General features: G+C 32.6%; 28 protein-coding genes. 1 reads left to right on the forward strand and 27 read right to left on the reverse strand.

Annotated features, from left to right (window positions below):
* Positions 1-14: 14 nt before the first annotated feature.
* The gene (gene yidC / locus J2X07_RS11445; RefSeq protein WP_310258843.1) at positions 15-659 is read left to right on the forward strand and encodes a membrane protein insertase YidC; all 645 of its coding nucleotides are present in this window, start codon (positions 15-17) and stop codon (positions 657-659) included.
* A 97-nt stretch (positions 660-756) separates the two neighbouring features.
* Here the strand turns inward: yidC and J2X07_RS11450 are convergent, their stop codons facing one another.
* From J2X07_RS11450 to J2X07_RS11580, 27 genes are all read right to left on the reverse strand, one after another.
* Positions 757-921: a hypothetical protein gene (locus J2X07_RS11450; protein WP_310258844.1), complete on the reverse strand. Its 165-nt coding sequence runs from the start codon at positions 919-921 to the stop codon at positions 757-759.
* Positions 921-2,894 carry an Ig-like domain-containing protein gene (locus J2X07_RS11455; protein ID WP_310258845.1) on the reverse strand — a complete coding sequence of 658 codons (1,974 nt, stop codon included), beginning with the start codon at positions 2,892-2,894 and terminating at the stop codon, positions 921-923. Before J2X07_RS11455 ends, J2X07_RS11450 begins: the two co-directional genes overlap by 1 nt.
* 210 nt (positions 2,895-3,104) lie before the next feature.
* On the reverse strand, positions 3,105-4,304 hold the full coding sequence (locus J2X07_RS11460) for an acyltransferase family protein (RefSeq protein ID WP_310258846.1): 1,200 nt from the start codon (positions 4,302-4,304) through the stop codon (positions 3,105-3,107).
* 68 nt (positions 4,305-4,372) lie between these two features.
* Complete coding sequence (locus J2X07_RS11465) at positions 4,373-4,606, reverse strand: hypothetical protein (protein ID WP_310258847.1); 234 nt, start codon at positions 4,604-4,606, stop codon at positions 4,373-4,375.
* Entirely contained in the window at positions 4,603-4,731 is a 129-nt protein-coding gene (locus J2X07_RS11470) for an anti-repressor SinI family protein (RefSeq protein ID WP_310259035.1), read from the reverse strand. The genes J2X07_RS11465 and J2X07_RS11470 overlap by 4 nt, the downstream gene beginning before the upstream one ends.
* Positions 4,732-4,870: 139 nt before the next feature.
* A complete protein-coding gene (locus J2X07_RS11475) occupies positions 4,871-5,959 on the reverse strand; it encodes a nucleotidyltransferase family protein (protein WP_310258848.1) in 1,089 nt (362 codons plus the stop codon).
* Entirely contained in the window at positions 5,944-7,785 is a 1,842-nt protein-coding gene (locus tag J2X07_RS11480) for an ABC transporter ATP-binding protein (protein ID WP_310258849.1), read from the reverse strand. Before J2X07_RS11480 ends, J2X07_RS11475 begins: the two co-directional genes overlap by 16 nt.
* A 19-nt stretch (positions 7,786-7,804) precedes the next feature.
* Positions 7,805-8,260, reverse strand: a complete 456-nt coding sequence (locus J2X07_RS11485; protein ID WP_310258850.1) for a signal peptidase I — start codon at positions 8,258-8,260, stop codon at positions 7,805-7,807.
* On the reverse strand, positions 8,250-8,525 hold the full coding sequence (locus tag J2X07_RS11490; protein WP_310258851.1) for a PqqD family protein: 276 nt from the start codon (positions 8,523-8,525) through the stop codon (positions 8,250-8,252). The genes J2X07_RS11485 and J2X07_RS11490 overlap by 11 nt, the downstream gene beginning before the upstream one ends.
* On the reverse strand, positions 8,525-9,313 hold the full coding sequence (locus J2X07_RS11495; protein WP_310258852.1) for a hypothetical protein: 789 nt from the start codon (positions 9,311-9,313) through the stop codon (positions 8,525-8,527). The genes J2X07_RS11490 and J2X07_RS11495 overlap by 1 nt, the downstream gene beginning before the upstream one ends.
* A 64-nt stretch (positions 9,314-9,377) precedes the next feature.
* Entirely contained in the window at positions 9,378-9,593 is a 216-nt protein-coding gene (locus tag J2X07_RS11500; RefSeq protein ID WP_310258853.1) for a hypothetical protein, read from the reverse strand.
* Positions 9,594-9,702: 109 nt separating this feature from the next.
* Complete coding sequence (locus J2X07_RS11505) at positions 9,703-10,050, reverse strand: helix-turn-helix domain-containing protein (protein WP_310258854.1); 348 nt, start codon at positions 10,048-10,050, stop codon at positions 9,703-9,705.
* An 81-nt stretch (positions 10,051-10,131) separates the two neighbouring features.
* On the reverse strand, positions 10,132-11,277 hold the full coding sequence (locus J2X07_RS11510) for a DegT/DnrJ/EryC1/StrS family aminotransferase (protein ID WP_310259036.1): 1,146 nt from the start codon (positions 11,275-11,277) through the stop codon (positions 10,132-10,134).
* Positions 11,278-11,344: 67 nt separating this feature from the next.
* On the reverse strand, positions 11,345-11,998 hold the full coding sequence (locus J2X07_RS11515; RefSeq protein ID WP_310258855.1) for an acetyltransferase: 654 nt from the start codon (positions 11,996-11,998) through the stop codon (positions 11,345-11,347).
* A gap of 42 nt (positions 11,999-12,040) precedes the next feature.
* Positions 12,041-12,652, reverse strand: coding sequence for a sugar transferase (locus J2X07_RS11520; RefSeq protein WP_310258856.1), 612 nt, complete (start codon positions 12,650-12,652; stop codon positions 12,041-12,043).
* A gap of 5 nt (positions 12,653-12,657) precedes the next feature.
* Positions 12,658-12,819 carry a hypothetical protein gene (locus J2X07_RS11525; RefSeq protein ID WP_310258857.1) on the reverse strand — a complete coding sequence of 54 codons (162 nt, stop codon included), beginning with the start codon at positions 12,817-12,819 and terminating at the stop codon, positions 12,658-12,660.
* A gap of 76 nt (positions 12,820-12,895) precedes the next feature.
* Positions 12,896-14,686, reverse strand: coding sequence for an ABC transporter ATP-binding protein (locus J2X07_RS11530; RefSeq protein ID WP_310258858.1), 1,791 nt, complete (start codon positions 14,684-14,686; stop codon positions 12,896-12,898).
* Positions 14,687-14,717: 31 nt separating this feature from the next.
* Entirely contained in the window at positions 14,718-15,743 is a 1,026-nt protein-coding gene (locus J2X07_RS11535) for a glycosyltransferase (protein WP_310258859.1), read from the reverse strand.
* Between the two features lie 49 nt (positions 15,744-15,792).
* Positions 15,793-16,983 carry a glycosyltransferase gene (locus J2X07_RS11540; RefSeq protein ID WP_310258860.1) on the reverse strand — a complete coding sequence of 397 codons (1,191 nt, stop codon included), beginning with the start codon at positions 16,981-16,983 and terminating at the stop codon, positions 15,793-15,795.
* A 29-nt stretch (positions 16,984-17,012) separates the two neighbouring features.
* Positions 17,013-18,203, reverse strand: coding sequence for a glycosyltransferase (locus tag J2X07_RS11545; protein WP_310258861.1), 1,191 nt, complete (start codon positions 18,201-18,203; stop codon positions 17,013-17,015).
* 32 nt (positions 18,204-18,235) lie between these two features.
* On the reverse strand, positions 18,236-19,237 hold the full coding sequence (locus J2X07_RS11550) for a glycosyltransferase family 2 protein (RefSeq protein WP_310258862.1): 1,002 nt from the start codon (positions 19,235-19,237) through the stop codon (positions 18,236-18,238).
* 15 nt (positions 19,238-19,252) lie between these two features.
* The gene (locus tag J2X07_RS11555; RefSeq protein WP_310258863.1) at positions 19,253-19,669 is read right to left on the reverse strand and encodes an adenylyltransferase/cytidyltransferase family protein; all 417 of its coding nucleotides are present in this window, start codon (positions 19,667-19,669) and stop codon (positions 19,253-19,255) included.
* Between the two features lie 18 nt (positions 19,670-19,687).
* Positions 19,688-20,842 (reverse strand): CDP-glycerol glycerophosphotransferase family protein, encoded by a 1,155-nt coding sequence (locus J2X07_RS11560; RefSeq protein ID WP_310258864.1) that lies wholly within the window; start codon positions 20,840-20,842, stop codon positions 19,688-19,690.
* 3 nt (positions 20,843-20,845) lie between these two features.
* Entirely contained in the window at positions 20,846-21,877 is a 1,032-nt protein-coding gene (locus J2X07_RS11565) for a glycosyltransferase family 2 protein (RefSeq protein ID WP_310258865.1), read from the reverse strand.
* Positions 21,878-21,889: 12 nt separating this feature from the next.
* Entirely contained in the window at positions 21,890-23,068 is a 1,179-nt protein-coding gene (locus J2X07_RS11570) for a glycosyltransferase (protein ID WP_310258866.1), read from the reverse strand.
* Positions 23,040-24,194 (reverse strand): glycosyltransferase family 1 protein, encoded by a 1,155-nt coding sequence (locus tag J2X07_RS11575; RefSeq protein ID WP_310258867.1) that lies wholly within the window; start codon positions 24,192-24,194, stop codon positions 23,040-23,042. The genes J2X07_RS11570 and J2X07_RS11575 overlap by 29 nt, the downstream gene beginning before the upstream one ends.
* Before the next feature lie 58 nt (positions 24,195-24,252).
* Positions 24,253-25,338 carry an EpsG family protein gene (locus J2X07_RS11580; RefSeq protein WP_310258868.1) on the reverse strand — a complete coding sequence of 362 codons (1,086 nt, stop codon included), beginning with the start codon at positions 25,336-25,338 and terminating at the stop codon, positions 24,253-24,255.
* Positions 25,339-25,340: the final 2 nt, after the last annotated feature.

Here is a 25,340-nt window from a genome sequence, read left to right on the forward strand (position 1 = left end):
GAGGAGGAGACAAATTGAAATTTATTGAGACCATTACGTATCCGTTCAGTGAATCTTTGTATTTTATTGCCGATATTTTTAACGGTAATTATGGTTTAGCGGTGATTGCTATCACTTTAATCATTCGTCTTGTATTGTTCCCGCTCTTTGTAAAGCAGGCCAAGCAGCAAAAAGAGATGCATGTGATTAAACAAGCAATGAAAACAGAATTAGATATGCTTCAGGAGAAGTATAAGGATAGAAAAAAACCTGAGGATAAAAAGAAGCAGCAAGAGGAAACAATAAACCTTTACAAGAAACATAATATAGATCCTTTATCTATGGGATGTCTTCCGATGCTGATTCAAATTCCGATTGTGATGGGGATGTATCGAGCTGTAATTGAAACTTCAGCCTTATCCAATCACCATTTCTGGGTATTTGATTTTGCCCATTCAAGTCTACTTTTGGCATGTATCGCTGGGTTGATCTACTATTTTCAAGGAAGATTTAGTCAGGATGCGGCATCAACTCAGTCAAATATGAAATGGATGTTGTTATTATCTCCGATTTCTATCTTTGTATTTTCGATTACAAGTCCTGCAATACTGCCTTTTTATTGGGCGATTAATGGAGTACTTCTTTGTATTCAATCTTTATTAATAAAAAAAATAATTTAATTACACTATCTCTACATTATTCATAAGAAAAGAATTACAAAGTAAATAAGCTGCCTCCTTGATGTTAAGGAAGCAGCTTATTTCTAAATTGGAAAGATTAATATGTTTTCCATACTCTTTCCCAGCAATTATTCTGTTCATTCCATTGAAACACCCAATGTCCCCTTGCAGTTGAAATCGCTGTTTCAAATTTTATTTGATCGTGATGAAGAATTTGTGGCTCCGTATAGCTTTCTTTTGTGATTGATCTGCACTTCTCCATTATTTCTCCCCCTTTTCATTACTACAAGAACATGTTCCATTATCAAAATTATGAAATTTAATACTTTCTACGTTACCGGCATTATCTGTACTGTAATACTCAAGCATATGAGTTGTTTCTGCCATAATACTGAAAGAACCTGTATAGAGCTTCCAGTTTGCAGAATTAATACGATAGAATGTATCTTTTACTCCCGATTGATTATCAGTTGCCGTTAGCGTCACATTAAGCCCGATTATATGCTGCAATTTATCAAATATCGGTGTCATTGTACTTTTAGTCCTTGGCGGTACTTTATCTGGAGAAATCACTGTAACAGTTGAGGAATCTGTTAAATGACCATCTTCTGTCGTAACAGTAATTACCGCATTCCCCGGTGCTACTGGATGGACTAGACCGTTCTCATCCACTGTTGCGACGCTTGGATCAGAAGAACTCCAGGTTACACTTTGATTCGTGGCGTTTAATGGGTTAATCGTAGCTATAAGCTGTCCTTCTTCTCCACCTACTACTAGATCAAGATGCTCAGGTACTAGTGAAATACTTGTAACCGGGATTACTGGCAAAGTTACGGTTACTGTTGATGAATCTGTTAAATGACCATCTTCTGTCGTTACAGTAATCACGGCATTCCCTGGGGCAACTGGATGGACCAAACCGTTCTCATCCACTGTTGCCACGCTCGGATCTGATGTACTCCACGTAACGTTTTGATTTGTTGCGTTAGAAGGATTGATCGTTGCTGTTAATTGTTCATTTAATCCGCCTACTACTAAATCAAGGTGTTCTGGAATGAGTGAGATACTCGTAACTGGAACGACTGGCAAAGTTACGGTTACTGTTGATGAATCTGTTAAATGACCATCTTCTGTCGTTACAGTAATCACGGCATTCCCTGGGGTAACTGGATGGACCAAACCGTTCTCATCCACTGTTGCCACGCTCGGATCTGATGTACTCCACGTAACGTTTTGATTTGTTGCGTTAGAAGGATTGATCGTTGCTGTTAATTGTTCATTTGAGCCGCCTACTACTAAATCGAGGTGTTCTGGAACGAGTGAAATACTCGTCACATGGACGACCGGTAATGTTACTGTGACAGTTGATGAATCTGTTAAATGACCATCTTCTGTCGTTACAGTAATCACGCCATTCCCTGGGGCAACTGGATGGACCAGACCGTTCTCATCCACTGTTGCGACACTCGGATCTGATGTACTCCACTTAACGTTTTGATTTGTTGCGTTAGAAGGATTAATGGTTGCTGTTAATTGTTCATTTGAGCCGCCTACTACTAAATCGAGGTGTTCTGGAACGAGTGAAATACTCGTCACAGGAACCTGCTTTGTATCACAAACAAATACTAATGATGCTGCAAAATGCTTAAGGTCTTCAGTAAAAACTTTTACGATTGTCCAGCCCGGTTTAACGGGATGAACTAAACCAGCTTTTACCGTAGCTACTGACGGATCAAATGAATACCAAGATACATTCTGATTTGTAGCATTTGAAGGATAAAAGTAAGGTGTTAATGATTTATCCGGGCCGCCAACATTTAGATTCAAAATAGGCGGATCTAATAAAATAAATGAAACGGGTATACTTGAATCATTTGAAGTTACTTTAACATTTGCACAATCTTGATAATTTCCATCCTTTGTAGTAACGGTTATAGTCGTATTTCCAGGAGCTACTGGGTGTACAACCCCATTATTAACAGTTGCGACTGTTGGATTAGAAGATTTCCACTCTACACCTTTATTTGTAGCATTGGATGGTTTTACAGTAGCGATTAATTGGCCATCCTTTTCGCCTACTTTAAGATTTAAATAATCAGTATTTAATGACACTCCTGTCACACGGATGTTGTTATTATATGTAGCAGATACTCCGGAAATTGAAAAAGGAAAAACAATTGATAATATCAACAAAAAAATCGCAGTTTTTTTCCATAACACTGAGAGTGCTTTCATTTCTCTTAATCTCCTTTTTCTATTAAACTATTAAACCTATTATTCTATCCGAAAGATCAACTCCCTTTTATTTTCATTAATTTTGTTCTTTATTAAGAACACATACTAACATTATAAGTTACAAATCACCATTTTTCTATACTAAGTTTGGTATTTTCCCAAAAATAAAACAGTCTAATTGACTGTTTATGGGTAAAATATCGGTACTCTTTAACCAGCAAGATTTTGTTTGTTTTCTTGATCTCGATTTGAGTTAGTTTTACCTTTAAGAAATCTTCGTACTCTATATGTTTGGGCCTCAGTTATTCTTGAAAAGTAAAAGGCGATCATACATATGAATATGATTAGGAGGAATTCTATTGCTATTGACCCTAAGTTCGGTTGTAGCCCAGAAAAACCATTTTTAGCACCCCAATAATAAACTGTATTAATAATAGGATAGTGAATAAGGTAGAGACTAAATGAAAACGCAGTTATTCGTTTAGATATTCCCCCAAACCAACTAAATTCTATGTTTCTAATACTATTAGATGTAACATGTAGTAGTGAATAAATAAAAAAACCAAATACTAACCCAATCAAAAGGTCTACAATAAATAAATTCTCTGTCCATTGATTCGTAAATAATCTCCCCGTCATCACAAGTGGTCTAACAGGCAAAACGATAAGTAATAATGCAAATGACATGATAGGAAATAATCGATGCTTTAATAGATTCGTTTTTGGTAATAACAGAATAGAAGTCCCTATTAACCAAATCACAAAATATGTACTCATCCTAACTCCAACTGTAGAGATTATTAATATTGCTGACAAAAAATAAAAAAGCTTAGCTACTTTCCTTTTATTCAAGATAAGCAGTAAAAGAATAGGAAACAATATATAATACCAAAACTCATAATTTAGACTCCATAGAGGAGCATTTGAGCCATAAACATCTACATATACGTTTTGCAGAAAAAATAGATTACCAACAAAGTTCTTTAAATTCATATAAGCATTCGTGTAACCTTCGTATTCAAAGAATTTAACAGCAATAATGTCTAAAACTAAAGTAAGTAATAAAGCTGGAACTAATACGACCATCAGTCTTGAAAGCCGGTTAATCAAATACGTTTTCCACGACCATTTTTCCTCATATAATGCTTTTAATACTGATCTCGAAATGAATAAACCACTTAATACAAAAAAGATAATGACTGCTGGACCACCTAGAATGTTAAGCATGTACAATAAACTGACTAGAATGTTAGGGTTTTCTACATTTCCGTATCCAACAAACAATCTGGAACTTAAGTGTTCCATCACTACTAATATTGCCGATAATCCGCGAATAAAATCTAAATAAATTGATACATTACTATCTAGTAATTTGTTCACTTTAGAGAAATTGAAAAATAGTCTATTCATCTCTCAGCCCTTCCTATTTATCTAAAATATTCAGTATTATCACTAGTGATTTGCCTACTACTTTGCAATTAAATCGATTGATCAAAATTTGATAAGAGCTCTTTGAAATGATAGTTTTTAACTTTATGAGTACCCCATTTCTTCTCAAGTTCAGAAAGTTTCTTCTTAACATATTGAAATGAAGCTTTTCCTTGGAATTCATTCTCCAGATAAAGTTCACAAATATCATTGCCTTTGTACATAATCTTCAATTGATGACCGTTTAAGTGACACATATACACTCCATCACCTAACCGGATCATGATTGCACCTCCCCAGTCTTGAGAAAAGCTTGAATTTCCTCTAACGTAATTCCTTGTTCCTTTGCCTGGATAATAAGTTTCATCCACTCCTGATCAAAACATTCAGCATAACGAACTATGAACATCTCCACTAGTTAGTACCTCCATCAATTGTATTTTTTTATTCTATGCAAATTCTGATAAGTATTATGACAGGTTTGTTCAATATATAGAACGTCGTGTTAAAAAAATTACACTGTCCATAAATTAGGAACAGTGTATAACTTATGGCCAAAACACCTTAAGAATAGTAAACAGTCTTTTTTTATAAAGAATTACATAGTTATCGAAAAGCGATGATCCACTTTTTCTTCCTAACAAAAAAGAAATTTCTTTCTTGGATGGAAAAAACCATAGCTTTAATTCTCTCATACGATGTCCGAATGAATCATAACTTAAAAACTGATAATCGAGAAAAGCGGCATACCTTTTAAAAGTCTTCTCTTCAGGAATTGCAGCTGCTTTTTTATGAATTAAATTAGGGAAAGTTTTAACACTTGTCAAAAAAGGATAACGCTTATATAAAATCGATAATGTACGAATAAGTCTTCTCTTGGTAAGTTGAATTTCTGCATCAGCTATTAATCTTTCAAAAACCAGACTATTTGAAAGCACCGTAATCATTTGTATAATGTCAAAATCATACTTGAGACTATCTAAATTATGCCTCCATCCATGAAGAACGATCATGTAAAATGTATGATAATCTGAAAGTTCTTTTACGTATGTATATCTGGACTGGTATGCTTCAGAATCCTTCCATATTACTTCCAAATTGATATTTGAAGTGTGTTCATCGACAAGGTTCCAATGTAATTCTACAGCTAGCGGACATGGAGAGTCTGGCAGCTCTTTGTAGAAACCACGATTAAAGTGGGATGGAACCTCAATTTTCTCATTTGAAAAGCCTAATTTCCTAATGCAAGCTGCCGCTTTATCCAAGTCTTTTTTTCTAATTAACAAATCAATATCGGAAGAAAAGCGTGCCCCAATGTCTCCGAAGTATTTTTCTGTAAATAATGGTCCCTTTAATGGAATTACCTCTATCCTTTGATTTTCAAATTCATTTAAAAGTTGCTTTGTTTGGTTTTTGATAAAGATATTTTTATAAAATGTATCAGTGTAAATTTCCTTAAGTTTGTTCTGAAAAAATTCAGGAGTTAGATGAAGTTTATTATGTTTTTTCAGAAGAGAATATACTGTTGCACCTATCGTTAAAAAGTCATTTCGTCGCATAAGATCCTGATAAACGCTATCATCTGGCGGCAGCTTCACGTTCTCGTCAAATAATGATTGAATTATGGATTGATCCAAGGCATATTTTCCCCCTTAACATAATTCCCTTCATAAACTTTTAAACGGTTGTTTAACGGTTTACCTTGAAGCTTTCGATATAACCCCTTTGCTTCAATTAACTCTTGATGGGTACCGCATTGTACGATTTCACCTTTATCCAGGACCATAATAATATCAGAATCCTGAATGGTAGAAAGACGGTGGGCAATGATTATGGTTGTACGACCTTTCATTAATCGCTTAAGTGCTTTTTGAACATGATTTTCAGTTTCATTGTCTAAGGCAGACGTTGCTTCATCAAGCAATAGAATCGGAGTATCTTTTAAAATGGCACGAGCAATAGCAATTCGCTGTTTTTGTCCGCCTGACAATTTAATACCCCGCTCACCAATTTCTGTGTCGTATCCTTCTGGAAGTGAACAAATAAAATCATGAATATAAGCAGATTTTGCAGCATTTATTAATTCATTGTCAGTAATACCTGAACGTGCTAGCAGCAAATTTTCTCTAATCGTTCCAGCAAATAAATAGGTTTCCTGAGGCACATATGAAATGGCACTTCTAATTTCGGCTACACTTAGCTTTTCTGTTGGTACACCATTCAATAGTATTTGGCCTGACTCTGGCTTGTAAAATCCTTGCAAAAGATTAAATAGCGTACTTTTCCCTGCTCCGCTAGGTCCAACCAGTGCGATTGTTTTGTTAGCCGGAATGTCTATCGAAAAATCACGAAAAACACTTATATTTGCTTCATAGCTGAATGTCACTTTATTTAATGTTATGGATGTCCCTTTATTGAAGGATGGATGAAAGGTTGGTAATTCATTAGAATCTGGCGGCAGCTCTAATATTCTAAATATCCTTTCTAACGCAGATATAGAGTGCTGTAAACCTGCCCATTTAGATGCTATGTCTGTCAAAGGATAAACAAGATGGTGGACCAAATTTATAAAGGTCAGTAACGCCCCCACCGTCATCACTTTTACCGATACAAAATAAGCACCTAATGAAATACTAATTAAATAGGAAAGTGAACTTACAAATTGACCTCCAGAACTGAACCACCCTTGAAGTTTTGCATTTTGCAACTCCAGTCGATAGAGCTGCTCATTTTTATTTGTATGTTTTTCATAAAAATTTTTCTCCATTAGAAATGACCGAATAACAGGTAATCCTTGAAAGATTTCATTTAATATACTATTGACCTGCGCGTATAAATCGTGAATTAATCTGCTATTACGTCTAAGCAATATGCCGATTCCAATACTTGAAATCATAGCGACAGGCGCAATCATCATACTAAGCAAACACAGCACCCAATTAATTTTGATTAAATAAATAAAAACAGCAATATAAATTAAAGGCAGTTTGATAAAGTTAATTAAACGGCTTCCTACCAAACCATCGATACTATGTATGTCGTTCGTGAAATGTGATAGCAGCTCGCCAGAATGTACTTTAGAAGTTGAAGCTTCAGGCAAACGCAATATATGGTTTAAAAGATGGTTCTTTAGATCTTTTTTAATGGCGTTCGTTGCCACCGTGTCACAATAAATAGTTAAGAAATTCGAGCCAATACTTATGGTTGTTAGTAGTATACCTATAAAAGCCAAGTCTTTAATTTGTTCAAGCTCCGCATGAACAGCTGCATCTGCAATGTTTCCAAAGAACCATGCAAACGCAAGTATAGATGCTATATCAACACCAAGTAATATAAATAGAACTGTATAAGATTTCCAATATTTTCTGATAAAAGGAGCCACTAATCGAATGGTTCTTAAAACATCTTTCATGGATAGATATGGTTTTATTACATGAAATAACCCTCTAATTTTTAAAATCATAATCCAGCCCCACGTTCAGTTAATATTGGAAATCTTCCTTCCTGTACGTAACTTTACGCAAAATCTTAGACATCATTGGAAGGTGAATGATTAATAATCCCCAAATATTGCTCCAGTTATTATTCAAATCTAATAATTTTTTTCTTCTTTCAATCATTGTCATCTTTCCGATAATTTGGTCTGATAAGACAGGTTCATCAAATAGTAGGTTTGTATCTCCTTTAAATAGATAGGATATTCGATTGTCTACATGTATCCTTTTAATAAATCTGTGAGCAACTAGTTGGTTTGGAGGCATAACAAATAATATGACGTCCCCTTTTTTAAACATCGAAGGATGACAGTCCTTAAAATGACAGATGTCACCTTGTCGTATGAAAGGGAACATGCTTTTCCCGTTAGCGGGAAGAAGTATATTCCCTTTCTCCTTAAGCACTCGTCGAATTAAATCTACTGTAACTTGATTAACTTGCATGATTTACCAAGCCGCAATTCATTAACTCTGATAGGAACCTTTCTAAGTCTTGCTGAACCTTTAATTGTTGTGAATCCTCTATATCATATTTCTGTTTTACTGCATTTACTAAAAAATCAATAGTCAATGGTTCAGACAACAGAGACCAACAGAAGCCCCCTACATGATTTAGTTTTGTAATCGTATGATACCGTGTATCTACTATAATTAGTTCATCATCTAATAGTGTTGCATCACATTGCTTTTGTTGTATAAATGTCTTCATTAAGAGATCATCTCCCAAAATGTATTGTCCTTTTTAAAATGAAGGTCATAAATCGGAACCAGCGTCACTAATTGCTTTAACATACTAAAAATGCTTTTCATATCTTTAGAATCGTTTGGCCAATAAAATACCTTATCAATAATTTGAATAAATGCATCTGACTGGTTAATCAATATCCTTTGGTTAAGCATCGCCTGATTTAAAAATTGAATGCTCTTTAGCGGATATGATTGTATTTTTTCTCCTAACGGTTTACTGTCACTTCTAAATGGGGAATCAAAGATTGTGATTTTATTTTCTGTGATTTTTACAATTGTCGCTTCATCAGATAAAAGATCACGTGGATTAGATAACATAGCTACAGTCGACTTACCAGCACCAGAATGTCCAGAGAAAAGATGCGCTCCTTCATTATCAACGACACATGAAGAATGAATTAACAAACCCCAGTTACGATGAACGATAAAAGCACTAAATAAATTCATTAGTGCATGCTTTAATGCAAGTTCGTTATATGCAGAGATTTCGGCTTTTTCAAATGTATTATCTATACTAATCAAGTAATCCGCTCTTTTATAAATAATATGGTCAGGTTCTCTCGTTGTTGAAACATCATAATTTACAAAGGGAATTCCGTAGCTATCTTTAATCGTTAACGTGATATCTGGGATTTCATTCTGAACAGTATTATGACTCATGAAGTAAGTATGAAAAAATTCCGTAAATGTTGTGTTTTTACAGTGCATATGAAATATGAATTCTCCTATCTTAGCAGGAAACCGTCTCATATTTAAAACCCCTCTATGTCATGTTTAAAAGAATCAAAGCTAAGTAACATATAACTCATTTGGTTTACTTATTTCCTTTGCCCTTCCCATTTCCCCCACCATTTCCATTATGAGGTCCTGTATAAGGTGGAAGTGGATAGTTAATACCGCCATTACCGGTGCCTGGATGATCGACATTACCGTGACCCTTATTCCAACTTTGTGCCGTTTCAAAACGTATTTGCTGATGATGAAGTACTTTAGGCTGTTGGTATGCTGAAGTAGATTCATTTTTTTTCATATCCATATCCCCTTTTTATTTTCTTTAAAGTACACATCTGTTGTATTCATTATATTGTTACTTGTGTTCTTTTTAAAGAACATTTTTTCGACATTAGTCGAGTCATATTTTACTCCTGATTTCCTGTTTCACTTTTCTTCCATTTAATAAATTCTATTAACTCACGATATTCATGAATAATTTCTTTATTGATTCCTAACCTTTTAAGTTCAACAACAAATTCTACCCACTCTTTTTCTACCTCTAGATGCTCACTTTCTAATTTATTGCTTAACAGTGCTTTTACCTCTACATCTAAAACAAGTGCAATTTTTTCAATGACTTGAATGGAGGGGTTTTTATTTAATCTTCTTTCAATATTACTTAAATACGATTTTGATACTTTTGAGCGATCAGCAAGTTCAGTAAGAGTTATACCTTTCCGTTTCCGAAGTTCATAAATGTTTTTCCCAATCATATAGTGTTAACCTCTTTTATCATTATTGGGTACTGCTATTAAGAGCCTTATGTATATAAAAAATAAGATAAGTTAGATAACTTATCTTATTTCGCTTGCAGGTGAAAAACTAGGATCATTTATAATAAGTGCTGATTTAATGGTATTAATAACATGCAGCTGCTCCTTTTTCGTCATATTTGTCCCAGAAGGAAGGCAGATTCCAGTTTTAAAAAGTTTTTCTGATACACTATGACCTTTTTCATGCGGAAAATATGCAACATCTTTGAACAATGGCTGAAGATGTAACGGTTTCCATACCGGTCTGGCTTCAATATTCTTCTCTGCCAAAGCTATTACTAGACCATTAACGGATAAACCGGTTATTTTTTCATCAATTGTCATTACAGAAAGCCAACGATTTGAGAAAGTCTCCTCTAATTCTGGCATAAACGAAATGCCCGGCACCTCACTTAATTCTTCCTCATAAAAATCAAAGATATCTCTTTTTTCGAAAACTCTTTGCTGTAAAACTTCCAGTTGCCCCCTACCAACTCCAGCAAGAATATTGCTCATTCGGTAATTGTATCCCATCTCACTATGTTGGTAATGAACGGCTTCATCTCTTGCTTGTGTTGATAAAAACCTTGCCTTTTTTATAGCTTCTTTTTCATTGGAAATCAGCATTCCCCCACCAGAAGTCGTAATGATTTTATTCCCATTAAAAGAGTAAATACCAAATTTCCCAAATGTCCCGCTAGCTTTTCCTTTATATGTAGAACCAAGTGATTCAGCAGCATCTTCAATGACGGGAACGCAGTATTCATTACACAAGTTTAAAATCTCGTCCATCTTTGCGCTTTGGCCATATAAGTTTACAACGATTACTGCTTTTGGTAGCTTTCTTTTCAATTTCGCTACTTTCAATGCTTTTTCAAGAGCTTGTGGTGACATATTCCACGTATCTGGTTCAGAGTCGATGAACACAGGATCTGCTCCCTGATAAAGGATTGGATTAGCACTAGCGACAAATGTAAAAGTTGAACAAAAAACAGTATCTCCTTTTTTTACACCTAACAAAGAAAGAGCAAGATGAATGGCAGCTGTACCAGAACTCAATGCAACTCCTTCACTTGCTCCAACATATGCAGTTAATTCTGTTTCAAAAGCATCAACGTTTGGACCTAAAGGGGCGATCCAATTTGTGTGAAACGCTTGTTCAATATACTTCTGCTCATTTCCACTCATATGCGGAGAAGCAAGGTAAATACGTTTTTTATCAGTATGAGTTTGCAATTGAGAACCTCCTCTTTTTTTACAAATATTTTTCTCCTTTTATTCTTGTTCTTACCACATTTGCAGGCGTGCCATATGCAATAACGTTTGACTCAGTATCCTTTAAAACCGTTGATCCTGCACCGATAATGGTGTGCTGCCCAATTTTTATGGAGTGTATGATTGATGATCCTAATGAAACTGCTGAATACTGACCTATAGCAACATTTCCACCTAACGTTACTCCTGGTGCTAATGAAACATAATCTCCTAGCCTACAATCATGATCAATTGAAGCTTTCGTATTAATAATGCAATGTTCACCTATTTTACTGTCGCTGTTTATTATCGCTCCTGGCATAACGACCGTACCTTCACCAAGTTCAACTCCTCTTGCAATGACGACTGATGGATGAACAGCTGTAATGAAGCTAAAATCAGTTGCTATTTCTTTAATTTTTCCAACCATTTGACTTCTAACAGAATTATCACCAATTGCGACTATACCACCAACTATTTTCGAATTCGCTTCAAGTATCGTTTCATCCCCTAATACTTCATATCCATAAACAAGAGTACCCGCAGCAACAAAATCATCAATCAATCCCAATATGTTAAACTCATTATTTTTTTCAAGGATATCGATAACGACCTTAGCGTGTCCTCCACAACCAAACACGACAATATTCTTCACAGCAACAATCTCCTAACAAGAAAGGATAATTATTCATACTCTTCATTGCATTTCTTTATGTCTATTAGCAGTCCCATTGAATATTGGCATTGTAACTGAATTACTATTAGATATTCCTTCACTTCTGATTACTTTTTTCAAAGTTAGAAATAGTATTTTTAAATCTAATAAAAAGTCTTGGTTCTGTACATACCATAAGTCTAGCTGAAATTTCTCATCCCAAGAAATTGCGTTTCTACCATTGATTTGTGCCCAGCCTGTGATTCCTGGCTTCACATCGTGGCGCTTATTTTGTTCTTCTGTATATAGCTCCAAATAACTCATCAATAGTGGTCTTGGTCCAACCAGACTGATATCTCCTTTGAGTACATTCCACAATTGGGGGAGTTCATCTAGGCTATTTTTTCTTAAAAACTGACCAAATGGAGTTAGCCGATCTTCATCAGATAACAGATTTCCAAAACGATCTTTTTGGTCTGTCATCGTACGGAATTTATACAGATAAAACGGCTTGGCATGGAGTCCTGGTCTTTCCTGCTTAAAGATAATTGGAGATCCGAGTTTGTTTTTTACTAAGATGGCAAGAATGCCTATTACAACTGAAAATATGATCAATAAAACAAGAGAGGTAATCATATCAAAGGTTCTCTTCACAATTTCTAGGCTCCTAATCTTTTAGGTGTAATTGAGGCTAAAATCTGTTTTTTCAGTTCATTAATCATGTCTATTGCATCTTCAATTAGTAGATTCTCTCCTTGTTGCTTAACATCTATCAAAATGCGTTTTAGTTTTTCTTGAGTCAGTAATTCGAATGAACCCATCTTAATCCCCCGCTTTTTCAGACATAAAAAAAGCATCTTAATTATTTAAGATACAATGGTCTGTAAAACTATTTTATTAATGCGCAATTGCTTTCTGTTCCCGTTTATTATCGATAGATACTAATTTACCTTTACTCATTTTAAACACAATGTCACAATTTTCTATCGTACTGAGTCTATGAGCGATAATGATCAATGTCTTTTCGCCTTTTAACCCATCAATCGCCTTCATGATTTCTTTTTCAGTTTCATTGTCCAATGCAGACGTTGCTTCATCCATAAATAAGATTTCTGGGTTATGGTACAATGCTCGTGCAATTCCTATTCGTTGACGTTGCCCGCCAGAAAGCCTTACTCCTCTTTCCCCAACCTCTGTTTCCAATTGGTTAGGAAGTGCCTCAACAAATTCTTTTAATTGTGCTTGATCTAATGCTCTCCAAACAGCTTCATCATCTATCTGTTCATCAGCAATCCCAAAGGCTACATTTCCCCGTATGGTATCATCCGTCAAGAATATAGATTGCGGGATATACCCAATTTTCTGCTGCCATAATGATTTTTGTTCAAAAATACTTTTCCCATCAATTAGAACATTACCTTTTTCAGGCTGGAACAACCCTAGAATGATATCAACAATTGTAGTTTTTCCAGCACCAGATTCACCGATAAATGCAACGGATTTACCAATCGGGATTGTTAAGGAGACATTTTTTGCGGAATAGTCTCTTTGATTAGGGTATCTAAAAGAGACTTCATTCAACTTAATTGAACCTTTGAATGTTTTTTCTCTTTTGTTTATGGATGTTAATACGGAATCTTCTTGAGAAAAAAAGATATTTGAGTTCTTATCGTTGCTAATAAATAGATCTTCATAAACAACATCTAATGCTGGCTGACTGTAACGAATTGTTGTAATCAAGGCTATTATACGTGTAATAGATGGCATTAAACGGAAAGCTGCCATCGTAAATAGAGCCATGGTAGAAATGAGTTGTGAAGTACTCTTTTCTTGAAAAACGATAATTAGCATTGTTATAAGTACGATTGACACAAGTAATGTTTCAATAAAAAGCCTCGGTACCTGTTCTAACATTTTCATATAACGACTATTATTCGCTTTAGTTTGGCTGTGCTTGGTGTATGCATTAATAAAAAGGCGTTCTCTTCCTGACACTTTAACTTCCTTACTAGCTCCTAATCCTTGATTAACCCATTTAATCATTGATCCACTTACTTCTTGTTGTTCCTTACCTAATAAAGTGATTTTTTTACGAAAAAATTTAAAAAACAACCACATACTTCCACATAATAGAATTGCTGAAGTTATTGTCGCTACAGTATTTGTCATTAACAGAAGAAATAAAATACTAGTTGTTACTAATATTTCAGTAAAAAGCTGAAAACCAGACATAATAATACCTTGGAATACTTTAGGTACCTCATCATTCACATTTCTAAGTAAATCTGCCGTATTACGTTGTAAGTGAAATGTATATGGTTTATTTAAGTACTCTTCAAACAATCTTTTGGAGAGCTTAACTTGCTGATTAAGGATAACTTTTAATTGAGCAAAGTTAAAAAAAAGTAAATACAGGTTTTTCAGTACAAAAATTGTAAGTAAAACCACAACACCAAATACAGTAAAAGCTAAAGTTGATTGAAAGTTAAAAAGTTTATATATATAAGATAAAATTTCTTGTTCTTGAATTATTGTAGGATTTGTTACTAATCCAACGAATGGAACGATTAATCCAATTCCAATAGTCTCAAATAAAGCAGCAACTACCATTAAAAAAAATAAAAATATTAATTTTTTCTTTTCTTTTTTATTCAAAAGCAGTAAAAGTTTTTTTATTGTTCTCATCATTTTTTCACCTTTCACAAAACCAGACATTTTTCTAAAATTTATTTAATAGTAATTGAAATTTATTCTTGGTAAATATGACCTTGTATAATAGCCTTTCGTTTTTGTTAAAACAAAATACCTTTAATAATTTATAGTAAAAGGATGGGCATTTATAACCTTTAAGATCCTCATTAAAATGTATATCATTTAAAATCGTAGATATGATTTTGTATTTTTCATTGATAGTTAAAGGACTCTTTACCACTTCTTGTATATAAGATAAAGTTACACTTGTATAATGATTTTTTACATATATAGTGTAATCTTTAAGTTTGTAACTATTACATATCTCTATTAAAAGTTTTTTGTTATCAACAATATAATCGTAAAAGTTTTCTCTGAAAATCTGAGTAAGTGATTCTCTTTTGTGTTTATAATAATTATATAAGGGCTGTTCTACAAACACTAAATTATTTGTTATTGTTAAAAACTTAAAATTAAGCCTTGCATCTTCACTATGATGTTTGTGTTCTTCAAATTTAAAAGAATTAAATAACGACTTTCTATAAAGTTTATTTACACTAGATACAAGACTAAAAGTTTTATTTTTTAGAATTGATGGAATTATATAATCTTCAATTGCTTTTTTACCAATAACAGAATTAGTATTTTTCCAAATTGATGAAGTAGAATAAGTGCTTGTTTCTACATTTATTGTCTTTATGGGACAAACAACAATATCAGCGTTAAGATGTAACGCATTCTCTAATAACACTTCGTACATGTTTGGCTCAATAGTATCATCGGGATCAACAAAAGCTATATACTCCCCCTTTGAAATTTCTATCCCTTTATTACGTGCGGAGGATACACCTCCATTCTCTTTATGAATAATTTTGACTCTTTTATCTTTTCTTTTGTAATACTCACAAATTTCCCCACAATTGTCTGGAGAACCGTCGTTTACAAGTATTAGTTCAAAATCTGAATAAGTTTGAGATAGAATTGAATTAATACAATTTTCTAAGTAGTTTTCAACTTTATAGATTGGTACAACTATACTTAGGACTGGCCTCATAGAATCCTCACCTTCTTATTTACAAATTAAATTAATATGCATAAAATACTTAATTAAAAATCGAACTCATATTTTTATCTTCTATTGAAGATTTAATACTTTCGTCTAGTAGATTGGAACATAATATGTTTCTTAATTTATGATCTTTTAATAATTTAGATACAGCAACATACAATTCATTTTCATCAATTTTCACTACTAGTCCAGTTACTCCATTTTTAATTTGTTCATTTACACCATTTACATTAGTTGTTACGATAGGTTTTTTTAATATTCTAGCTTCAATAAGGGATATACAATAACCCTCGTATCTAGAGGGTTGAACATATATATCACATTGATCAATAAAAGGATATGGGTTTGGATTGGAACCTAACAAAATAAAATTATTCTGAAGATTATTTTCTGCTATTAGTTTTTCATATTCTGTTCGAGAACTTCCTTCCCCTAAGCAATACCATCTAACGTTATAACCATTTTTTATTAACCGCACCAAAACTTTTATAGCTAAATCCTGTCCTTTTTCATTAGTTAACCTTCCTACTGTAAGAATTCTTTCACCTTCAAAATTATCGTTAAATCCAGTTCCTTCTTTTGATTGTTTAAAAACCTCATTCTTAGATACCATGTTGAAGAAAATATCTGTCTTTCCTTTTATAGTAGGAACTGCATTAATAAGTTTATTTTTTGCTTCTTTTGAAACAACAAATATTTGGTCAAACTTATTATAAATTTTTGATGCAAAATGTTTGTTAAATCCAATCTTAGTAATATCAAAATGAATCCATTGAATTTTCTTTTTAGCTTTTATTTTTTTTACAATAAAATAGCTTATGAAGTCCATCGGACCTGCATAAGCTACAGCGATATCAAAATCATTTTTAAAATCTGGTATATTCTTTAATATATATTTAAAAATAATTGATCTATCTTTTATTAGTTTTGAAGTAAAATGAAGGATTAATAGATATAGACCATTTAATACTTTCCCTTCATTAATAAGGTTCCAAGCAGTTGTTTTTGGTGGCTTATTCAATATTGGTTTAATTTTATTATAACCTTCTAAATACTTCACCTGAACGTCTTTTGGTATTAAGTCTAAGAACCCTCCATACTTTTCAAGCATAAGGATGGTGATATCAAACTCTTCTCTTGGCATCTCTGATATCATGTTTAGTAAGGCTTTTTCTGTCCCACCCACATTCATATTTATTACCATGAATAAAATTTTCTTTTTCATTATGTTTATTCACTCTTTCATTAATGGCACTAACCAATTAATTGATAGAACTTATCTATTTCCTCTAAGTTGCCTTTTTTTTCGGAATGCAAATAATCAATTATACTTTGCTTTAACTCACTATCCTTAATTAACCTTTTTATTCCTTCGCTAATTGCATTAGCATTCATATCAACTACTAAACCATTTTTTTCATGAATCATTTGATTAAATACTGCATCAAACCTTGTAGTGACTACTGGTATATTAAGCATTCTAGCCTCTGCAATCGCCAGTCCAAAACCTTCATATCTTGAAGTCTGTACGTAAATATCAGATTTTTTTATAAATGGATACGGATTAGCATGAACTCCTAATAAAATAAAATGCTCGGATAAATTATGATCTTTTATATACTTTTCAATTTCTTTTTGAAGAGGTCCTTTGCCTAGTACATACCATTTAAAATTAACACCTTCTTCTTTTAGTTTTTTACAGGCTTCCAAAGCAACATCATAACCTTTTTGATTTGCTAATCTTCCTATAGTCAGAATCTTTATTCCATCAAAAAAATCCTCATCTTTAGGTCCAGCTTCAGCTAAACTAGAAATAAAGTGGGGATTGTTGATATCATATATAATATTGATTTTATCTTCGTATTCGGGAAAAGTTTCAATTAATATTTCCTTTGTTGAATCAGACACTGCAATTATTTTTTTATATTGATCATAATATGCTTTTTGAAATTTCTTTTCATTTTTATTTAACCGATAACTAACATTCACCCATGCAAACTTTTCTTTTGCCTTCACTTTTTCAGCTACATAAAAGGTGGGTACTCCCTGTGCATAACTAATAGCAATATCATAATTTTTCGGGTTGATTTCAATAACATCAGATACATTTTGCCAAAATATTCGAGCTTTTTGTGGATTACTGTATTTTTGTTTACGGATTTTTGCTGAATACTTAAATCTTGAAAGCAGCATTTTGAACTCTAATTTTTGAATAGTGTATTTTATTGATTCTGTTAGACTCAGACTAGAATATTGGGTATATTTCATTGGTCGTAATAGATTAACTTCTTTTGGAATAAGGTCTTCAAGCTCACCGCCATACCCAAACAATTGTAAATCAACAGAGTATCTTGAGTAATCCAGCATTGATAATAATGTAACTAAACTTTTTTCTGCTCCCGCACAATGCAATGAGTCTATAACAAATAAAATGTTTTTTTTCATTTTTATCAACTCTTTTGAAATTATTTTTGTTTCTAATTTATTTGTGCCAAATCTCTTCTCAAAGAAATTAGATTTATAAAACTATATAAATAGAGAAATCCTCTAGTGTTAACATTTATTAGTGTAATTATGAATTTACTCTTAAAAGATAATTCACTACTTCTAATAATTTCTTTAAAGTGTTTTCTAATATATTTTTTTATTACATTTAAATATTCAAGTTGTTTTTCTTTCAAAAGAACTTGGTTTAAAATATAAAAAATATTGTCTATACACCAATAAACAAAACAAGATATATATTCTTTAGAAAGTTGTGGATATTTCTGATCCATGTATTGAATTATTTCATCCCATCCAATAAATGCATCTAACCTTTTATTACTATATATAGAGGTTAATATACTACTCTCTCTTTTCACATAGATATATCCACTATAATTTGTAAAAACTACTTTTTTTGCGTTAGCAAATACTTTATATGAAGTTGATAAATCTTCATGAATTCTTCCTTCTGGAAACTGAATATTCTCAAAACATTTTTTATTATATAACTTATTCCATACCGCAAATCTATATAAATCACCTTTGAAAAGCTGTCTCATTGCTTCAACATTATCTAATTCTGTAATAAATTCCTTTCTATTTAAATAAACTATCTTATTATCAATTTCTCGTAACATAGTACAAATAGCTATATCACTTTTAGTTTCAATACATAACTCATATAAATTTTGATACATATCCTTTAATATCCAATCATCGCCATCTACAAATCCTAGATATTTCCCTGCAGCCATCTTAATACCAACATTTCTAGCTGAGCTAAGCCCACCATTTTTTTTATTAATCACTTTGACTCTTGCATCTTTTAATGCATATTCCTCACATATCAGCCCGCTATCATCCGTAGATCCATCATTTACAACAATAAGTTCAAAGTTTTTAAAAGTCTGTGCTAAAATACTATCCAAACACTTTCTAAGATACTGAGCAATATTATAAACAGGTACAATAATACTGATTTCTGGTGTCATTTAGTACCTACTCCTTTATAACATTATTTTTTCTTTTACAAGAGTAGACGAAACATTTTGTGTATATGGAAAATAAACAATGTCTACCCCTACTTTGCTAAATTGTTTTTCAAGTTGATTAAATAGATTATTTCCTTTCCAATCATCCCCAACAAACATTACATCAAAACTTAATTGTTCCCAGGCTGTAAACTTATCTCTACTCGTTTGAGGAACAACCCGATCTACATATTTCACTCCTTCTACAATTGCCATCCTGTCTACATGCGAAATTACAGGTTGTTTTTTCTTATAATTCAAAACTAACTCATCCGAACTGACACCAACTATCAGATATTCACACTGTTCCTTTGCTCTCTTTAAAATATTTAGATGTCCAACATGAAATAAATCAAAAACACCTGTTGTATATCCAACTTCATACCGCTTCATAAATATCGCTCCATTCCTCTAAAAACAAATATTTTGAATATGCTGCATCAAGTATTCACTTGCCCTTCCATCTTCAAAAGAACCAACTTCTGATAAGAATCTCCTAAGATCTTCTTCATAACTTTTGTATTGAAAACTTTCTATTTTTTCTAATAAGTCATGATTACTAGTAGCACTAACAAAAGGGAGTTCCATTAAATCAAAATAAAGATCCCTATCGTTATTTGTATATTCAAGTAAATCAGGCACATAAAGAAAACATGGTCTTTGTGTAATAGAAAAATCAAATATAAGTGATGAATAATCAGATATTAGAACATCGGAAATTAAAAGCAGTTCTTGTACATCATCATATGACGTCACATCCACAACATTTTCACCAAATGTTAATTGACTAGATTGTGAGACTAAATGAGGGTGCAATTTTACTAAAACGAGCCATTCGCCTCCGAATTTATTAGAAAGTTTTTGTTCTATCTGGCTAAAGTCCAGGTCATAGACATCTAAACGGTTATTCTTTCTAAAAGTGGGGGCATACAACAGAATTTTAGAATCCTGCTGTATATTTAGCCTCTTCTTTATCTCAACGCTTTTTTGTTCATTCTTTTGAAAGAGTAAATCATTTCTTGGAATTCCATGCTCAAATATTTCACCATCATACCAAAAAGATCTTTTAAAAATCTCTGTACTGAATCGGCTTCCAGATAGAAGTAAATCACATTTTAACGAGTCTTTTTTAGCCATTTTTACATAGTACGGTGGCAATGCGTCTTCAGCATCTTTTTCAATTTGTTTTAGTCTTAAAGAACTATGCCAAGTCTGTATATAATACTGATTTTTTCTCTTTACAAATAAATCTGTCGTTCTAAAATTCGTAATAATAATTTTGGATGTACAGATTTCATAAAAATATTTTAAAGACATCGTTCTAACTTTTCGTACACCAATGATATTTTGCTTTGACTCAGGTTTATTGAATGCCCATACAAGGTCATATTTATCTGATGGATAATTTCCGAGAATAAATTCAGTTATATATTTAGGGCTCCCTCCAAATTGGCTGCCATAATAACTAAATAAAAAAATTTTATTTTTCTTTATTGGAAACATATTAAATAAATAGATTAATAGGAGGTATGTATATTTTTTTATTATTTCAATATCTAACTTCATTATTTAAAGTCTCCTTACTTCAACCTGTAGTAAAGGCTGCGATATCAAATTCATTTTCCTTAACACTTTATTAATTATCAGAAAACCCACATTTAAATAGGGGTGTATTCTGAAAAGAATCAGTTGCTTTTTAAGTTGTTTATCATCAATTAATGCTAATTCGGAATTGTAATTTTTCACGTAAGTTCGTATTTTTTTTCTATGAAACCCATCACTATCTTCCTTCCTATTAGCCAGAAGTAAATTATAGTGAACCAGACAAGTTCGTAATAACAATTTTAAAGACTCATCTAATAATTCCTGATAATACTCTTTAATAAATTGATGCCTCTCTTTTAGTCCTGTAATCATATCCAAGTTTCGTATTGTATAAGTAGCTACAATACTGTCGTTTCTTTGGTAATAGTTGTAATACGGTTGCTTTAACATAAGAAAGGTATTTACCCGGTGCATTACATGATGAGCCCAAAACACATCTTCAAAAAGAACACCCTTTTTAAATGGAATATCTCGGATGATCTCCGTTTTATATAATTTTCCCCAAGCAAAATTTTTCACTTTTTCATTAGTCACTAACTCGTGCATTAATGTTTTCTTATCTAATATTTCAGGAGAAGCATTTTGCGAATCGTATATTCGATCCAGTAAAAGCTTATCTTCATAGGCATAATAAAAAGCTGATTGAACGACATCAGCTTTGTTCGTTATTGCACTATTCACCATGTTGTTTATCATCTCTATCTCTAGCCAATCATCACTGTCCACGAACATAGTAAATTCGCCAGTTACCTGTTTCATACCATAATTTCTAGCATCCGATAATCCACCGTTTTCCTTATGAATTACCTTTATACGATTATCTTTAGAGCCATAATCTTCAGCAATCTTACCACAACGATCTGGGGAACCATCATTTACTAAGATGATTTCTAAGTTTTTATACGTTTGATTCAGAATACTATCTATACATCTATGAATATATTTTTCTACCTTATAAATAGGGACAACGACACTCACTTTTGTCTCTTCTTCCATTTATTGTCCCTCCTAAATCAATTGATATAATTTTTGTAATTCATGACTATTATGATAGTTTGTATCAAGGCAATTATGCGAAAGCTGTTTTCTGAATTCTTTATCCTTATACATCCGTTCTATTCCATCTGCTATTCCTTCAATCGACATTTCACATATTGATCCATCAAATCCATTCTTTACTTGACTGTTTGCTGTGGCATAATTTGTGATCAGTACTGGTTTGGAAAGAATTTGGGCTTCTCCTACTGTAACAGCTTTTCCCTCATACCGAGATGGCTGGACGTATAAGTCAGCTGCATTCATAACCGGATATGGGTTTAATTGTTTCCCTAAAAGGATGAACTGATCTTCCAGTCCATTTTGTTTGATTAATTCTTTCAACATTCCTTCATCTCCCCCATATCCAACCACATACCAGACGATATCATCATAACCCTTTTGTTTTAATAACTTTAATGCTTTAACTGCATTATCTATTCCCTTTGCATAGGATAAACGAGCCACTGTTACGATCTTAAACCTTGAATCCTGAAAAATCGGACTATCCACTTTCTCGGCTGCTAGGTTAAGGATAAATTCTGGAGAAGTAATATTTTCAATGACAAGTACCTTATTTTCTAAAGCCTTATATTTACTTAGAAAAGCATTTTTGCATTCCTCAGATACTGCCATAATGTAATCAAATTTATTCCACATTTGAAAATCTAACTCTTCATCTGTATCTACGGTTGAAAAGTCTGTATGTATCCAGGCAATTTTGGTTTTTGCTGTCACTTTCTCTGCAACAAAATAATGGGGCCACAAATAACTTATCGCAACATCATATTTCTTCTTTAACCTTGGTAAAAAAGGTAGTGTGTACACCCACATATATTGCAATTGTTTATACCCATTTTCATGAGAATGATTTAAATTTGCTTTATATTTTGCAAATAATCTTGCTAAAGCTAATGGCAATTTCGCAGATTGCAGTATTTTCCCGATAGGCATTCTAAATGTTTTATAAGCTTTGGATTCGCTCAATAATTTTGCTTGTTTAGGGAGTAAATTCATAAAGTCACCCGTATGACTGTATAACATCAGATCTACTTCATGATTTTTATAGTCAAAGTTATTTAACATACTGATAAGACTTCTTTCTACTCCACCCACTTCCATATCATATGAAGCTATTAGCAGCTCTTTCATACACTTCTCCATCATTCGTTTTATAAATGGCAAATAATCGTGATATTCCTTCAGTCAAGGAGTATCCATTATCATCAAAGCATTGAATAATTTTATTTATATCTTTTTCTTTTTTACCTGCTATTTCTATAATATTATCTGCCCAAACCTCGCTACCTTTTGCTAATGGAAGTTTTGTCACTAAACCCATTTTCAGATCTGCTTCTGGTTGTATGGCTTCAGATACTATGCAAGGAACACCGCATGCTTGAGCTTCTAAAAGCACAAGTCCTAATCCCTCGTATAAAGAAGGGAAAACAAATACATCCATACTATGCAGCATCGTAGGTATGTTATCTTTTACACCGACAAAGTTTATTTGTTCATATATCCCATCTTTTTTTGCCTGTTCTTCTATATGGTTTCTTAAGTCTCCATCTCCAACTAATAATAATTTTATGGTAGGATCATTTTTGATTACTTGTTTCAATATTTCTAATAAAAACATATGGTTTTTCGCTTCTATAAACCTGCCAATGTGACCGATAACTAAACTCTTATCAAGACTTTCTTCATCTTTAAAACATTTAACATCTGAAATGGGAACATTTAAGAATCTCGAGTAATCAATTACATTAGGAATATAGGTATATTTTTCATTTAATAAAGCTTTTTTGCCAAACAAATATGTTCCAGCACCGTTACTGCATGCTAAAAGGTTTGTAGAAAGATGATTAATAATAAATCGCATAAAGTGAAAGTAAATCTTTCTTATTAGGCTTTTATTATGATCTAAAGTTGTATGTGCATGGGATATTCTGATTTTCACACCTGCTAATACAGCAGCGATAATAGCAATTCCACAATGAAACAATGTATGGGCGTGGACAGCATGATATGGCCCATGTATTTTGATAGCTTGATAATGTTCTTTAATTGAGAGCGTGCGGGGTATTCTAATAACATTGCCACCCAAACTTTTTATTTCCTCATCGTAGTGAGCGCCTTTTTGACTATAAGAGATAAAATCAAATTGAACTTTATTTCTGTCGATGTTTCTATAAATATTCATTAACATGGTTTCGGTTCCAGCTCTATTCATAGCTCCAACAACATGGAGAATTTTTATAGGTTCATCGTTATTCATAACTATCTCCCTTTAGATCATCTTATTAATAAACCTAACTTTTTCTAAGTTAGGTTTCCTACCAGCTTAAAAAATCACTTTTATATACGGTATGCAAACTTATTACATTTTCAAAAAAATAATAAGCTCCATAGCAAATTAAAAGTCCATAATAAACGAACATTTCGTCTTGTTTCCTAAATAGCTTTACAATCCAAGAAATTAATAGAAGCAAATACAGATCAAAATAGATTGAGAACCTGGCAAAGATCCAGTTTTGTGTTGAAATAATCATAAAGACAAGTCCGATTATTGACATATTTACGATATAATCACTTTTCGGATATATCTCTTTTAGTTTTTTTCTTCCTATAAAAGCTATAATTACTGGAGCAGCATTTACAGCTACCCTAATAATATTTGCCCCACCTTCCGCAAAATTTTCGTATTGGCCATATTGAGTATCTTTAATGCTTGAAAATAAAAATGCGGAAAATTGATCGAATACAAGTGTTATTGCTATTGATAAAAATATAAGTAACACTGTTGCTTTAGACCATGCTTTTGTTCTTGCTAAAAAATAAATCGGTATCAAAATGAGTGCGCTTTGGTGAAAAGTAGATGCAAAAAGAACGATTAAAACATATTTTTTCCAATTACCTTCAATAAGATATTTGGTCGCTGTAAAAATGATGGATGCTGCAAAAAGTTGCCTGATCCCATTCATTGAAATTAAAAATAAGCCTCCTGTGATATAGACATAGAGACTTAATTCAAAAATCCTTGAATATTTAAATAAGATAAGTACAATTAAAACATTTGTTATAAGTGCGGTAGTAAATATCATAATCTGCGGGTCATCTGAATACATTTTTAATATTTTTTGTAGAATGCCAAATCCTATATCTTTCTGACTCAAGATAAAATCCCAAGTAAAATCATTTATTTCATAGATATGCTTATAAAAAAAAGTATCCCCAATGTTTGAACGAAGACCTGAAACTAAGACTAAAGTTAACATAGCGAGGAACATTAATAATCGATTAGGCTTTATAAGAATATGTGTTGAGGAAGGATACGGAATCAAAGTTGCAGGACTTGAAAAATATCTTGCAAAAAATGAAAAAATAAAAACTATGGCAAGATTAATCCATAGAATAGTCATAC

The sequence above is a fragment of the Fictibacillus barbaricus genome, assembly GCF_031457135.1.
In the GTDB taxonomy this organism is placed as follows: Bacteria; Bacillota; Bacilli; order Bacillales; family Fictibacillaceae; genus Fictibacillus; species Fictibacillus barbaricus_A.

Coding starts and splice junctions, on each gene's coding strand:
- J2X07_RS11450 (WP_310258844.1), bottom strand. CDS start 921: ATGGAGAAGTGCAGATCAATCACAAAAGAAAGCTATACGGAGCCACAA.
- J2X07_RS11455 (WP_310258845.1), bottom strand. CDS start 2,894: ATGAAAGCACTCTCAGTGTTATGGAAAAAAACTGCGATTTTTTTGTTG.
- J2X07_RS11460 (WP_310258846.1), bottom strand. CDS start 4,304: ATGAATAGACTATTTTTCAATTTCTCTAAAGTGAACAAATTACTAGAT.
- J2X07_RS11465 (WP_310258847.1), bottom strand. CDS start 4,606: ATGATCCGGTTAGGTGATGGAGTGTATATGTGTCACTTAAACGGTCAT.
- J2X07_RS11470 (WP_310259035.1), bottom strand. CDS start 4,731: ATGTTCATAGTTCGTTATGCTGAATGTTTTGATCAGGAGTGGATGAAA.
- J2X07_RS11480 (WP_310258849.1), bottom strand. CDS start 7,785: ATGATTTTAAAAATTAGAGGGTTATTTCATGTAATAAAACCATATCTA.
- J2X07_RS11485 (WP_310258850.1), bottom strand. CDS start 8,260: ATGCAAGTTAATCAAGTTACAGTAGATTTAATTCGACGAGTGCTTAAG.
- J2X07_RS11490 (WP_310258851.1), bottom strand. CDS start 8,525: ATGAAGACATTTATACAACAAAAGCAATGTGATGCAACACTATTAGAT.
- J2X07_RS11495 (WP_310258852.1), bottom strand. CDS start 9,313: ATGAGACGGTTTCCTGCTAAGATAGGAGAATTCATATTTCATATGCAC.
- J2X07_RS11500 (WP_310258853.1), bottom strand. CDS start 9,593: ATGAAAAAAAATGAATCTACTTCAGCATACCAACAGCCTAAAGTACTT.
- J2X07_RS11505 (WP_310258854.1), bottom strand. CDS start 10,050: ATGATTGGGAAAAACATTTATGAACTTCGGAAACGGAAAGGTATAACT.
- J2X07_RS11510 (WP_310259036.1), bottom strand. CDS start 11,277: ATGAGTGGAAATGAGCAGAAGTATATTGAACAAGCGTTTCACACAAAT.
- J2X07_RS11525 (WP_310258857.1), bottom strand. CDS start 12,819: ATGGGTTCATTCGAATTACTGACTCAAGAAAAACTAAAACGCATTTTG.
- J2X07_RS11530 (WP_310258858.1), bottom strand. CDS start 14,686: ATGATGAGAACAATAAAAAAACTTTTACTGCTTTTGAATAAAAAAGAA.
- J2X07_RS11535 (WP_310258859.1), bottom strand. CDS start 15,743: ATGAGGCCAGTCCTAAGTATAGTTGTACCAATCTATAAAGTTGAAAAC.
- J2X07_RS11540 (WP_310258860.1), bottom strand. CDS start 16,983: ATGAAAAAGAAAATTTTATTCATGGTAATAAATATGAATGTGGGTGGG.
- J2X07_RS11545 (WP_310258861.1), bottom strand. CDS start 18,203: ATGAAAAAAAACATTTTATTTGTTATAGACTCATTGCATTGTGCGGGA.
- J2X07_RS11550 (WP_310258862.1), bottom strand. CDS start 19,237: ATGACACCAGAAATCAGTATTATTGTACCTGTTTATAATATTGCTCAG.
- J2X07_RS11555 (WP_310258863.1), bottom strand. CDS start 19,669: ATGAAGCGGTATGAAGTTGGATATACAACAGGTGTTTTTGATTTATTT.
- J2X07_RS11560 (WP_310258864.1), bottom strand. CDS start 20,842: ATGAAGTTAGATATTGAAATAATAAAAAAATATACATACCTCCTATTA.
- J2X07_RS11565 (WP_310258865.1), bottom strand. CDS start 21,877: ATGGAAGAAGAGACAAAAGTGAGTGTCGTTGTCCCTATTTATAAGGTA.
- J2X07_RS11570 (WP_310258866.1), bottom strand. CDS start 23,068: ATGAAAGAGCTGCTAATAGCTTCATATGATATGGAAGTGGGTGGAGTA.
- J2X07_RS11575 (WP_310258867.1), bottom strand. CDS start 24,194: ATGAATAACGATGAACCTATAAAAATTCTCCATGTTGTTGGAGCTATG.
- J2X07_RS11580 (WP_310258868.1), bottom strand. CDS start 25,338: ATGACTATTCTATGGATTAATCTTGCCATAGTTTTTATTTTTTCATTT.